This window comes from Diaphorobacter sp. MNS-0 (assembly GCF_019602835.1).
GTDB lineage: Bacteria > Pseudomonadota > Gammaproteobacteria > Burkholderiales > Burkholderiaceae_C > Diaphorobacter > Diaphorobacter nitroreducens.
This window is the reverse complement of sequence record NZ_CP080761.1, coordinates 2,518,178-2,530,365: the sequence shown is the minus strand read 5'-3', so window position 1 is coordinate 2,530,365 and position 12,188 is coordinate 2,518,178. Positions and strand designations below refer to the sequence as shown.

General features: G+C 69.2%; 10 protein-coding genes and 1 pseudogene. 5 read left to right on the top strand and 6 right to left on the bottom strand.

Features of this window, described 5'->3' with window-relative positions:
- Positions 1-147: 147 nt before the first annotated feature.
- Positions 148-546 (bottom strand): Hsp20/alpha crystallin family protein, encoded by a 399-nt coding sequence (locus K2L43_RS12050; RefSeq protein WP_015913721.1) that lies wholly within the window; start codon positions 544-546, stop codon positions 148-150.
- A 191-nt stretch (positions 547-737) separates the two neighbouring features.
- Here K2L43_RS12050 and K2L43_RS12045 point away from each other — a divergent pair, with 191 nt between their 5' ends.
- Both K2L43_RS12045 and K2L43_RS12040 read left to right on the top strand, forming a co-directional pair.
- Positions 738-1,631 (top strand): DUF2242 domain-containing protein, encoded by an 894-nt coding sequence (locus K2L43_RS12045; RefSeq protein ID WP_103738010.1) that lies wholly within the window; start codon positions 738-740, stop codon positions 1,629-1,631.
- A 67-nt stretch (positions 1,632-1,698) separates the two neighbouring features.
- A complete protein-coding gene (locus K2L43_RS12040; RefSeq protein ID WP_220638999.1) occupies positions 1,699-2,997 on the top strand; it encodes a branched-chain amino acid ABC transporter substrate-binding protein in 1,299 nt (432 codons plus the stop codon).
- 1 nt (position 2,998) lies between these two features.
- Here the strand turns inward: K2L43_RS12040 and K2L43_RS12035 are convergent, their stop codons facing one another.
- Complete coding sequence (locus tag K2L43_RS12035; protein ID WP_220637634.1) at positions 2,999-4,081, bottom strand: YeiH family protein; 1,083 nt, start codon at positions 4,079-4,081, stop codon at positions 2,999-3,001.
- Positions 4,082-4,194: 113 nt separating this feature from the next.
- Between K2L43_RS12035 and K2L43_RS12030 the strand changes: the two genes are divergently transcribed.
- Positions 4,195-5,109 (top strand): LysR family transcriptional regulator, encoded by a 915-nt coding sequence (locus tag K2L43_RS12030; RefSeq protein ID WP_011805974.1) that lies wholly within the window; start codon positions 4,195-4,197, stop codon positions 5,107-5,109.
- A 13-nt stretch (positions 5,110-5,122) separates the two neighbouring features.
- On the opposite strand, the gene mltB is transcribed toward K2L43_RS12030, so the two are convergent.
- The 4 genes and pseudogenes from mltB to K2L43_RS12010 form a co-directional block, all read right to left on the bottom strand.
- Entirely contained in the window at positions 5,123-6,196 is a 1,074-nt protein-coding gene (mltB, locus tag K2L43_RS12025; RefSeq protein ID WP_047350483.1) for a lytic murein transglycosylase B, read from the bottom strand.
- Positions 6,193-8,345: pseudogene (locus tag K2L43_RS12020) on the bottom strand (transglutaminaseTgpA domain-containing protein). Before K2L43_RS12020 ends, mltB begins: the two are co-directional and overlap by 4 nt.
- 13 nt (positions 8,346-8,358) lie before the next feature.
- Positions 8,359-9,384 carry a DUF58 domain-containing protein gene (locus K2L43_RS12015; protein WP_220637632.1) on the bottom strand — a complete coding sequence of 342 codons (1,026 nt, stop codon included), beginning with the start codon at positions 9,382-9,384 and terminating at the stop codon, positions 8,359-8,361.
- A 4-nt stretch (positions 9,385-9,388) separates the two neighbouring features.
- Positions 9,389-10,309 carry a MoxR family ATPase gene (locus tag K2L43_RS12010; protein ID WP_047350480.1) on the bottom strand — a complete coding sequence of 307 codons (921 nt, stop codon included), beginning with the start codon at positions 10,307-10,309 and terminating at the stop codon, positions 9,389-9,391.
- Positions 10,310-10,347: 38 nt separating this feature from the next.
- Between K2L43_RS12010 and K2L43_RS12005 the strand changes: the two genes are divergently transcribed.
- Together K2L43_RS12005 and K2L43_RS12000 are read left to right on the top strand one after the other, a co-directional pair.
- The gene (locus K2L43_RS12005; protein ID WP_011805969.1) at positions 10,348-11,307 is read left to right on the top strand and encodes a histone deacetylase family protein; all 960 of its coding nucleotides are present in this window, start codon (positions 10,348-10,350) and stop codon (positions 11,305-11,307) included.
- A gap of 48 nt (positions 11,308-11,355) precedes the next feature.
- Positions 11,356-12,174, top strand: a complete 819-nt coding sequence (locus tag K2L43_RS12000) for an enoyl-CoA hydratase (RefSeq protein WP_220637631.1) — start codon at positions 11,356-11,358, stop codon at positions 12,172-12,174.
- The last annotated feature ends 14 nt before the right edge of the window (positions 12,175-12,188 follow it).

The window sequence follows — 12,188 nt, the reverse complement described above, 5'->3', positions numbered from 1 at the left end:
TCGGAGTCTCGCTGTGGTGTGCCCTGGAAGAGGATCAGGTTAAAAATGGGCGGTAGCGCCCATCCGGCAAGCGGCAGTAGCTAGATAAAACATAGCAAATGGGCGGCCGCCCGGCCGCCCTGGAATCAGGCGACGCTCTGCGTCTTGTCAGTCGATGGCCAGTCGAACGGCGCTGCTCTGCGGCGGCTTCTTGGCCAGCACCAGGGTGAGCACGCCATGTTCCAGTCGCGCCGTGCTGGCCTGCGGGTCGATGTCCTGCGCCAACTCCCATGCACGCTGCACGCGCCGGGGCGCACCTTCGGCGCTGGCGACGCGCACTTGGTTGCCTTCGATCGTGACCGCGAGTTGCTCGCGCGACAGGCCTGGCACGTCCAGCTGCACGGTGATCGCCTTGTCGTCCTGCTGCACGTTCACGCCAGTGGCGCGTGCATCGTGCGGCGCGGCGGCGGGGGCAGTGAGTGTGTGGTGCAGGAAGCGTTGCACGGCGGCGTCTCCCACGCGCGGTGCGACATAGGTGGCGTGGCGGATCACGGGGGCGAAAATCATGTCGGAGGCTCCTGGGTCAGACGCGGCACGGGTCAGCCGCATGGACCGCACATGTGTTTGCGTGCGGTGTTTTTCAAGAGTGCCCCACCGCGCGGATGGAACGTCGCCTTGCAATGGGTTACAACGAGCGCGCGCGGGAGGGACATCGCTCAGGCTTCACAATGCGGCCCTGCTGCGGATTTTTCTAGCTGATGCCCGTGTCTCGATTCCCACGCCTTTCCCCCTTCGCTTCCCTGGGCTGCCGGTTGGGCCTGGTGGCCTGTGCCCTGCTGGCTGGTTGCGCCCACATTCCCGACACCATGCCCGGCCTGGACCGCAACCTGCAGTTCTCGCCCAACGACTTCGATACCGCCGGCATGCACACGCGCCACATGGCGGCGCCGCAGGCCAGCACCTGCGAGGCGGCCCGGCGGGCGCTGCTGAGCCAGGGCTACATGGTGCACGTGGCCTCCAGCGACACGGTGGCGGGCCGCAAGTACTACCAGCCCCACACCGACGTGCACTACGTCGTGGAGATGCGCGTGGTCTGCGCATCCGAAGGGCAGGGCGACGTGCGTACGTCGGCCTTTGCCAGCGCGCTGCAGGACCGCTACGTGATCAAGAAGATCAACAACTCGGCGTCGCTTGGCGTCGGTGGCATCGGCTCGGTGTCGCTGCCCGTCACGGCGATCGACGACACGCTGGTGAAGGTGGGCAGCGAGACCATCGCCGATCCGCAGTTCTACGAGCGGTTCTTCCAGCTCTTCGAGCAGTTCGTGCGCGCGGCGCCCGTGGTGCCGGCAGCGCCGACGGTGGCGGCCAAGCCAGCCCTGCACGAGCGCGAAGCCGTGCCGCACGCTGCGGTCGCCGCGACCGTTGCGGCGCAGCCGCCCGCCGCTGCTGCAGCCGCCACCGCCAGCCCGGCTGCAGAGTCCAGCACCCCTGCGCCCATGGTTCCCGCCGGGGAGCAGCCGCGCACGCAGGCGTCCGCGCAAGCCCCTCAGCCAGCGCCAGAATCGCAGCCGGCCGGTGCATCCGACGGCGCACCTGACGGCGCATCCGACGGCGCGGCGCCGCCGGGCATCCAGCAGCTCATGGCCCAGTGAATTCCATTCTTCGTGAGCCAGCGCGCCGCTGCGCTGCCATCTTTTCCTGCTTGTGCCCGTTGCCATGATGATCCTGCCCCGCCGCCATGTTCTGCGCGCCTGTGCGTTGGCTCTGTCCTCCCTGCTGGGCGTTGCGACGCCGCTGGCCGGTGCAGCGGCGCCGCCCCAGGGCGCGCCGATCCGCGTGGCGCTGATCGAGAGCCTGTCCGGCAGCTTTGCCAATACCGGCGAGGCGGTGTTCCGCAACATCGCCTGGGCCATGGAACGTGTGAACGCGCGCGGCGGCGTGGCACTGCCCCCTGCGGCGGGCGGGGCGCGGCCGCTGATGCTGGTGCGCTACGACAGCAAGGGCACCAACGAAGAGGCGCTGTCCGCGCTGCGCTCCGCCATTGACGGCGGCGCGCGTTTCGTCATGCAGGGCAACTCATCGGCCACGGCCACTGCGCTCATCGACGCGATCAACAAGCACAACCAGCGCGAGCCCGGCAAGCGTGTGGTGTTCCTGAACTATTCGGCCGTGGACCCCGCCCTCACGAACGAGAAGTGCAGCTTCTGGCACTTTCGCTTCGACGCGCATGCCGACATGCGCATGGCAGCGCTCATGGAGGTGGTCCGAGAGGACAAGGCCCTGCAGCGCGCCTACCTCATCGGGCAGGACTACAGCTTCGGCCAGGCCGTGCTGCGCGAAGCCCGGCGCCAGCTGGCCGCGCAACGGCCCGATGTCGCCATCGTCGGCGACGAGCTGCACGCCGTGGGCCGCGTGAAGGACTTCGCGCCCTACGCCGTGAAGATCAAGGCCAGCGGCGCGCAAGCCGTCATCACGGGCAATTGGGGCAATGACCTCACGCTGCTGGTCAAGGCTGCGCGGGAGGTGGGCTACGACGGCATGTTCTATACCTTCTACGGCAACGCGCTCGGCGCGCCCGCGGCCCTGGGCGATGCCGGCGTGGGCAAGGTGGTGGCCGTGGCCGACTGGCTGCCCAACCTGCCCACGAAGGGCAGCGAGGACTTCTACCGGGCCTTCCGCGCACGCTTCCCGCAGCCGCAGGACGACTACGTGCACATGCGCATGCAGCTCATGGTCGAGGCCCTGGCCCAGGCCATGCAGCAGGCCGGCAGCACCGACGCGCTGCCAGTGGCGCGCGCGCTGGAGCACGCTAGCGTGACCCTGTACGGCCAGGCGGGCCGCATGCGCGCGCAGGATCACCAGTTCCAGCAACCCCTCGTCGTGGGCGTGATGGACCGGCTGGGTGCGCCGGGCGTGAAGTTCGACGTGGAGGGCTCGGGCTACGGCTTCCGCGTGGTGCGGCAGATCCCGGCGGACAAGGCGCAGATGCCCAGCACCTGCCGCATGCAGCGGCCCTGATTCAAGGCCACTGCGGCAGGTAACGGCTCAGCAGCAGCCCCGCCCCCAGCAGCCAGGCAAACAGCGCGGCGGCCAGTAGCAGCGGCCTGAGTCCCGCGGCGCGCACTGCGCGCACATGGGTGGTGAGGCCCAGGGCCGCCATGGCCATGGCCAGCAGCAGGTCGTCCAGGCGCACGCCGGCCCGCACCACCGCATCGGGCAGCATGTCCAGCGAGTTCACGCCAGCCATGGCCACGAAGCCCAGGGCAAACCAGGGAATGGTGATGGCCCGGCTGCCGCCTGCATCCTTCTGGCCTGCAGCCGCGCCGTGCCGTGCGCGCGCCAGGAAGAAGGACAGGACGAGCAGGAAGGGCGCCAGCATCATCACGCGCGTCATCTTGGCGATCACGGCGGTGGCGGCGGCTTCGGGGCCGATGGCTGCGCCCGCGGCCACCACCTGCGCTACCTCGTGTACCGTGGCGCCCACGTAGAGGCCGTATTGCTGCGCATTCATGTCTATCCAGTCCCAGGAGGCGTTCCAGTGGTATAGCGCGGGATACAGGAACATGCCCAGCGTGCCGAACACCACCACGGTGGCCACGGCGACGGCTACATCCTGGGCGCGTCCCTTGACCACGGGCGCCGTCGCCAGCACGGCGGCCGCGCCGCAGATGGAGCTGCCCGCGCCGACGAGCAGCGTGGTGCGCCGGTCCAGCCCCAGGACGCGCTGGCCCAGCCAACTGGCCAGCCCGAAGGTACTGGCCAGCACCAGGGCGTCCACGGCGACGCCACCCCAGCCCATGTGGGCGATGTCCTGGAAGGTCAGACGCAGGCCGTACAACACGATGCCTGTGCGCAGCAGCTGCTGTTTGGCCAAGCCCACGCCGGGCGCACAGGTCTGTGCCAGGCGTGGGTATAGGGTGTTGCCTAGCAGCAGCCCGAACACGATCGCGAGCGTCAGGGTACTCAGGCCATGCCCTACAAAAAACGGTTGACCGGCCAGGTGCAGCGCGCCCGCCGCGATGGCGCCGCTCAGCAGCAGCCCTGGCAGCCAGCGGACTGGCTCGGTAGTGAAGGAGGCGAGGGTAAGCGGAGCAAGGGGCATGACAGCGGCCGCTGGTAAAAGGTCCTTACGGCAGGCGCCCACTTTAGAAATATTAGTTATATTTGTATAACAAATACTTTTTGTAAAATCTACCTGGAAAACTGGTTCGTCTTATGCTGCATATCACCTTGCGCCAGCTCGAGATATTCAGCGCCGTGGCGCAAAGCGGCTCCACGGTGGCTGCGGCACACGTGGTGGCGCTGTCGCAGTCGGCCACCAGCGCGGCGCTGCAGCAGCTGGAGCATTGCCTGGGCGCGCCGCTGTTTGAGCGCGCGGGCCGCAGCCTGGTGCTCAACGATGCGGGACGTGCACTGCTGCCGCAGGCGCTGGAGCTGTTGGCGCAGGCGCACACCATCGAGCAGGCCTTTGGCGCGCAGAGTGCGGTCCTGCCGGTACGCCTGCGCGTGGCGGCCAGCACCACCATCGGCAGCTATGCGCTGCCCCGCGTACTGGCCGCCTTTGCGCGCAGCCACCCACAGGTGAGCGTGGACCTGCAGATCGGCAACACGCGCGAGGTGGCACACGCCGTGCAGGCGCTGGAGGCCGACCTGGGGCTGATCGAGGGCGCCAGCCACTGGCCGGGGCTGCAGGTCCAGCCTTGGCAGCGTGACGAGCTGGTCATCGTCTCCGCACCACACGACCCGTTGGTGAAGGCAGCTCAAGCCCGGCCGCTGGGCGCGGCCGCATTACGCAGTGCGCGCTGGCTGCTGCGCGAGCAGGGGTCAGGTACGCGCGAGATGGTGGAGCACGCTTTGCTGCCGCGTCTGCACCAGCTGCCCTCAGCCGCTACGCTAGGCAGTTCTGAGGCGATCGCGCGCTGCGTGGCCCAAGGGCTGGGCATCAGCTGCCTGTCGCGCGTGTTGGTGCAGCCGCTGCTTGATGCCGGCGAACTGGTGCTGCTGTCTACCCTGCTGCCGCGCATGTGGCGCCATTTTTCGCTGCTCCAGCGCGCGGGGCATAGGCAATCGCCCACGCTGGCAGCCTTCGTGCAGACTTGCCAGGCGCATGCCCGAGGGACGCCCGCATGAGACGGGTGCGCCGCTACCGTGGCGTGGCACGCGCCGTTGCGATTTCACGGCCCAGCTCAATCACCGCCATGGCGTAGTAGCTCGACCAGTTGTAGCGCGTGATCGCATAGAAGTTCTCGGTGCCGGCCACGTAGCTGGGCGCCTCAGCGCCATTCTGCAGTTCCACCAGCGCTAATGGACCCGTGTGCTGCGCGCCTTCGCTCTGCACGTGCGCCCCTTGGGCCGCCATGCTGGCGACGCTGAAAGTGGGCAGGATGTCCGGCGCCAGCAGCGCGTCCAACTGCAGCGTGGCCGCGTCGAACGCCACTGCGTAGTGCGTGGGCATGCCGCTCTGCCAGCCGTGGCCCACGAAGTAGTTGGCCACGGAGCCGATGGCGTCCTGTGCGCTGCGCCACAGGTCGATGCGGCCGTCGCCGTCGAAATCCACCGCGTAGCGCGACCAGCTCGACGGCATGAACTGCCCCAGACCCATGGCGCCCGCGTAGCTGCCGCGCGGGGTGTGCGGGTCGATGCCCGTGCGGTCCATGAGGGTCAGAAACTGCTCCAGCTCGCGCTGGAAGAACGCGCGCCGCTCGGCCGCGCGCGGGTGTGCGTCGGGAAAGTCGAAGGCCAGCGTGGCCAGCGCGTCGATCACCCGCAGGTTGCCCATGTGCTGGCCGTAGAGTGTCTCCACGCCGATGATGCCCACGATGATCTCGGCGGGCACGCCGTATTGCGTTTCAGCGCGTGCCAGCGCTTCGGCGTTGTCCTGCCAGAAGCGCAGGCCCGCGCGGATGCGCGTGGGCTCCACGAAGCGCGCACGGTAGGCCGCCCAGTTCTTGGGCGTACCCCGCGCGGGCGGCAGCACCAGGCGCGGCACCTGGGGCAGCAGCCGCGCTTGCCCGATCGCCTGGCGCACCCATTCGCGGTCCAGCCCGCGCCGCTCTGCCAGATCGTCGGCGAATTGCATGGCCTGCGCACGTTGCGCATAGTGGTAGATGGCCGCCGTCTTGGTGGCTGTCTTTTTAGAATGATTTTGGGCTAAAGCGCTTATGGGTAAAGCGCTGACAGCTATGAAAAAAGTAGCTTTTGCAAGGGTGCGGATCATGGGGCAGAGGGGCGTGGATTCTGCGCGGTGGGCCAGGGCAGGCGGCGCAATTCGCGCTGCAGGTCGGCCAGCAGGGCGCGGGGTTCGGGGGCGTAGCGGGCCTGCTCCACGCGCAGCAGCCACTGCGCGGCGGCTTCGGCGGGGGCGCCCAGTTCGGCGCGCGCACGCGCGGCCATGGTGCGTGGCGGCAGGTGGGGTGGCAGCGGCAGGCCGGCGTGTGCCAGTCGCTGGCGGGCCTGCAGCAGCAGGCGCTGCCAGGGGTCCTGGCGGCTGCGCTCCCACAGGGCCCAGCCTGCGCCCGCGGCGGCGGCCAGCGCGGCCAGCAGGCCCAGCAGGCGCACCAGGTCCTGCCAACTGGGCGACTGCATGCCCAGCGACTTGAGCAAATCGAGCTGGCGCCCCTGGGTGTAGTTCAGCACCCATTGGTTCCAGCCGTTGTTCACAGCCTCCCACACCGACCGCAGACTGCGTACCAGCGAAGGGTTGACGACGGCATCCATCGCGGTGCCCAACACGCCGCGTGGCGCCTGCAATCGCTGGAACTGGCCGATGCGCCCCGGCGACACGGCCCCCGTGGGGTCCACGCGCACCCAGCCGCGGCCCTCCAGCCAGACCTCGGCCCAGGCGTGGGCGTCGCTCTGGCGCACGGTCCAGTAGCCATCGATACCGTTGAGCTCGCCCCCCTGGTAGCCCGTGACGATGCGCGATGGCACGTCCAGCGCGCGCATCAGCACTACGAAGGCCGAGGCGATGTGCTCGCAAAAGCCTTCCTTGCGGTCGAACCAGAACTCGTCGGCCGTGTGCTCCCCGTACACGCCGGGCTCCAGCGTGTAGGTGTAGCCGCCCGTGCGCAGCCGTGCCAGTGCGGCGTCGATGTAGGCCTGTGCCCCGCTGGCGGCCACGCGCGCCGCGATCGCGGGGTCGGCCTGCATCTGTTCGGCCAGGGCCAGGGTGCGGGGGTTCATCTCCGCGGGTAGTTCCACGTAGCCGTTCAGCAGGGAGGTGCGCCGCGTGGGGCCGTGGGTGAAGCGCAGGTGGCTTTCGGCGCGGTAGCGCAGCACGCTGGAGATGGGCCGGCTGGCGGACCACAGCAGTTCGGGCGACATCATCGCGCCAGTGCCCTGTGGGAGTTCGGGCCGCTCCTGCACGGCGTCCAGCGTCAGCAGCCAGGGGCGGCGGCTGGGCTCCAGCGTGACCTCGTAGCGCACGGACTCACCCTGCATTTGCAGGTTGGCCGGCGTGGGGTAGGCCCAGGTGATGCCGCGCGCCTCGGGCTGCGACAGCGCATACCAGTCACGCCCGTTGAAGGCCGTGAGCACCGGGCCGCGAAAGTACAGGCTGCTTTGCGGCGGTGGGGCTCCGCCCGGCGTGTCAAAGCGCACGCGCAGCGCCACGCTGTCGTCCAGCACCAGCGACGCCATGCTGCCGATGGACATCTCCCCCGACAGGCCGCTGCGCCCCGAGCGCGCATCGTCCGGCACGCCCCACAGCGGTGCCATGCGCGGAAACAGCAGGAACAGCGCCACCATGATGGGCGCGCCCAGCAGCGCCATGCGCGCGGCGGTGCGCATGGAGGCCGCCAGCGGCGGCCGCCCCACCGGCATGTGGGCGTTGACCAGCGCGGTGAGCAGCCCGAGCAGCGCCACCAGCAGGGCGGCGGCCGTGGGCAGCGACTGCGAGAAGAAGAAGTTGGCCAGCAGCGTGAAGAAGCCGAGGAAGAACACCACCATGGCATCGCGCCGCGCGCGCAGCTCCAGCGTCTTGAGCGCCAGCAGCACCACGATCAGCGTCACGCCCGCGTCGCGCCCGACGATGGTGCGGTGCGACAGCAGCGTGAGTGCCACGGCCGCCGCAAGCAGTGCGCCAATCATCCAGCGCCCCGGCAGGGCACGCGCGCCCACGGCCAGCCAGCCGCGCCAGGCCAGCAGCGCTGCGGCCAGCGCGCTGGTCCACAGCGGCAGGTACGCGGCCAGCGGCGCCACGCAACAGGCCACCACCGCCAGCAGGAACAGGGTGTCGCGCGCTTCGCGCGGCAGATGCGAAAGCCGCTGGGCCAGATTCACGTCGAGGCTCCCGCGCGTCGATAGGGGCTGCTATTGAATGAATAGCTGGCCGCGCTTGTTGGTAGTGGGCTAGGCGCTTTTTTCATGTCAAACACAGAATCAGCACAGCGCCAGTGCCTCCAGGCAGCGGTGGCGGTGTGCGGCGCCGCTGTCCGGTGCAACCTGCTGGCCGGGCAGGCGCAGGCCGTATTCCACGCCCAGCCGGTCGGCCTGCAGCACCCAGGCCGTGAGGCGCGAGACGCGGGCCTCCGGGTCCTGCAGGCCGGTGGCGGCGCCGTCCAGCCAGAGTTCGTGGTGCTGCGCCTGCTGGGTGTCGCGGCTCACCAGGTCGTCGGTGCCGGTGGCAAGCGACTTGGCGGCCTTCTTCCAGACCACCAGCTTGAGCGGGTCACCCCGGCGGTACGCGCGCACGCCATCGAATTCGCCGATGCCGCGCGCCGGTGCCTGGCCGCCGCTGCCCGAGCGCGGCTCGCCGGCGGGCAGCGCAGGGGCGCCCACCTCCGGGCGCGGGTAGACCAGCAGCTGCGCGGCGGGCTGCCACAGCGTCCACACGCGGAACGTGCCCAGCGGGTAGCGGGTTTCCGCCATCAGCACGGGCACGTCCTGCAGCCCGCGCCGCGCGGGCTGGAACGCCACCCGCACGGTGGCGGAGCCTTCGGCGGGCACGTCGGTCCAGGCCCATTCCGCGGCCTGGCCGCCGCGCACCGCCAACGCGATGCCATGGCGCGTGGCGCGCCGCGGGTTGTGCAGCTGTACCTGCAGCAGCGCGCCAGCACCGAGGAACTGCGGCTGCGGCGGCACCAGGTGCAGCGTGAGTCCGCGCAGTGTGGCGTGGCACAGGTGCACGCCCACCACCACGCTGCCGGCGAGCAGGAAGGTGAGCAGGTAGCCCAGGTTGAGTTGGAAGTTGATGGACGCCACCAGCAGCACCAGCAGCGTGAGGGCCAGCATCCATCCCGCGCCTGTGGGCAGGATGTAGATGTTGCCCTGCGTGAGCGTGAGCGTGTCGGTGCGCCGCAGGCGTGCCAGCCACCAGCGCTGCCAGCGCGCGGCCACGGCACGCCAGGGCATCTGCCGCGGGGCCGCGGCACCGGGCGGTGCGGCCTGCTCGAATGCTGCGGGCATGGCGTCAGGGCAGGGGAACGGACTCGACCATGGCGCGCACCTGCTCCACGGCGCCGCGGCCGGAGTCGCCCACCGGCACCAGGCGGTGGGCAATGGTCTGCGGCAGGATGGCCTGCACATCGTCCGGCGCCACGTAGTCGCGCCCCTCGATGAGCGCCTGGGCCTTGGCCGCCCGCATCAGCGCGATGCCCGCGCGCGGCGACAGGCCCTGCAGGAACCAGCGGCCCGAGCGCGTGGCGGCGATGAGATCCTGCACATAGTTGAGCAGTGGCTCGGCCGTGTGCACGGCCAGCACCTGGTGCTGCAGTGCGGCCAGATCGTCCAGCGACAGCAGCGGCAGCAGGCCGTCCAGCATGTCGCGGCGGTCGCTGCCGGCCAGCAGCAGGCGCTCGGCGCCACGGTCGGGATAGCCCAGCGAGATGCGCATGAGGAAGCGGTCGAGCTGGCTCTCGGGCAATGCGAAGGTGCCCAGCTGGTCGTGCGGGTTCTGCGTGGCGATCACGAAGAACGGGTGGGGCAGGGCGCGCGTCTCGCCTTCCACCGACACCTGCTTTTCCTCCATGGCCTCCAGCAGCGCGCTTTGCGTCTTGGGGCTGGCGCGGTTGATCTCGTCGGCCAGCAGCACCTGGGCGAACACCGGCCCGGGGTGGAACACGAAGGCCTCCTTGCCACGCTCGTACACCGACACGCCGGTGAGGTCGCTGGGCATCAGGTCGGCCGTGAACTGCACACGCGCGAACTGCAGGCCGAAGGTGCGTGCCAGCGCATGGGCCAGCGTGGTCTTGCCAACGCCTGGTACGTCCTCGATGAGCAGGTGCCCGCCGGCCAGCAGGCAGGCCACGCAGTCCTGTACCTGCGCGGTTTTGCCCACGATCACCGTGTTAAGCTGATCCAAAAGCGACTTGATCTTCTGCTGTGCATGCATGGCGTGACGTTATCCGAAAACGATTGAGACACCGGGGAATGACTGTGAGCAAGACGGGCTATTACACCCACCGTGACTGCTGGAAGCACGAGATGGGCCCAGGACACCCCGAATGCCCGGCGCGGCTGGACGCCATCGAGGATCGGCTGCTGGTGACCGGCGTGGCCGATGCCTTGCAGCATTGTGAGGTACCGCTGGCCTCCCTGGCCGACATCGAGCTGGCCCATGACCGCATGCACATGGCCGCGCTGCGCGGCCTGTCAGACCGGCTGATCGAGGAAGAGGCCGCGGGCGGACCGCCCTATGTGCAGGTGGACACGGACACCTCGATGAACCGCCACACCTGGACGGCCGCACTGCGCGCCGCGGGCGCCGCACTGGCCGCCACCGACGCGGTGATGGCCGGAGAGATCGAGAACGCCTTTTGCAGCGTGCGCCCGCCGGGCCACCACGCCACGCGCACCAAGGCCATGGGCTTTTGCTTCTTCAACAACGTGGCCATCGCCGCCAAGTACGCGCTGCAGCGCTACAACTTGAAGCGCGTAGCGGTGGTGGACTTCGATGTGCACCACGGCAACGGCACGGAGGACATCCTGGCCGGCGACCCGCGCGCGCTCATGGTGAGCATCTTCCAGCATCCGTTCTACCCGTACTGCGGGGACCAGGAGCCCGCGTCCAACATGCTCAACGTGCCTGTGCCCGCCTATACCAAGGGCATGGAGGTGCGCGACATCGTGGACATGGTCTGGATGCCGCGGCTGGAATCGTTCAAGCCCGAGATGATCTTCGTGAGTGCGGGTTTTGACGCGCACCGCGAGGACGACATGGGCCAGCTCGGCCTCAACGAACAGGACTACGCCTGGATCACCATGCGCGTCAAGGATGTGGCCCGGCGCTTCGCCCGCGGCCGCATCGTGTCCTGCCTTGAGGGCGGCTACATGATGGGGCCGCTGGCGCGCAGCGTGGAAGCCCATGTGCGCGTGTTGGCAGACCTTTGATTCTTCCCCGCGCGCGCCGCGCGGTATTCGTACTCAGGAGACTTCGCCATGACTTCCTCCCCCTCCACGGCGGCCGGTGGCGGCCCACTGCGTGTGCAGCGCGACGATCGCGGCGTGGTCACCCTCACGCTGGATGACGCGCCGCGCTTCAACGCCCTCGGCCACGAGATGCTGGCAGCACTGCAGCAGGCACTGGACGATGTTGCGCGCGACGACAGCGTGCGCGTGGTGGTGCTCGCCGCGGCTGGCAAGGCCTTCTGTGCGGGCCACAACCTCAAGGATATGGCGGCCAACTCGGACTTGGCGTGGTACCAGCGCCTGTTCGCCCAGTGCAGCCGCATGATGCTGAGCATCCACAAGCTGCCCGTACCGGTGATTGCGCGTGTGCACGGCATGGCCACGGCGGCGGGCTGTCAGTTGGTGGCCCAGTGCGACCTGGCCGTTGCCAGCGAAAACGCGACCTTTGCGACCAGCGGCATCCACTATGGCCTGTTCTGCGCCACGCCCAGCGTGCCATTGGTGCGCAACGTGCCGGCCAAGCGGGCCATGGAGATGCTGCTCACCGGGGACTTCATTGACGCGCGCACCGCGTTGGACCAGGGGCTGGTCAACCGCGTGGTGGCGCCCGAGTCGCTGGACGCCGAGGTGGAGTCGCTGGTGCAGTCCATTCTGCAGAAACCCCGCGTAGCCGTGGCCATGGGCAAGGCGCTGGTGTACCAGCAACGCGAACTGGGCCTGGACGCGGCGTACCAACTGGCGGGCCAGACCATGGCCACCAACATGATGGACGACGCCGCGCAGGAAGGTGCGCGCGCCTTTGCAGAGAAGCGTCAGCCGGCCTGGAAGCCGGCTGCTGATAAGGCCTGAGCCGAGGAGCGCCG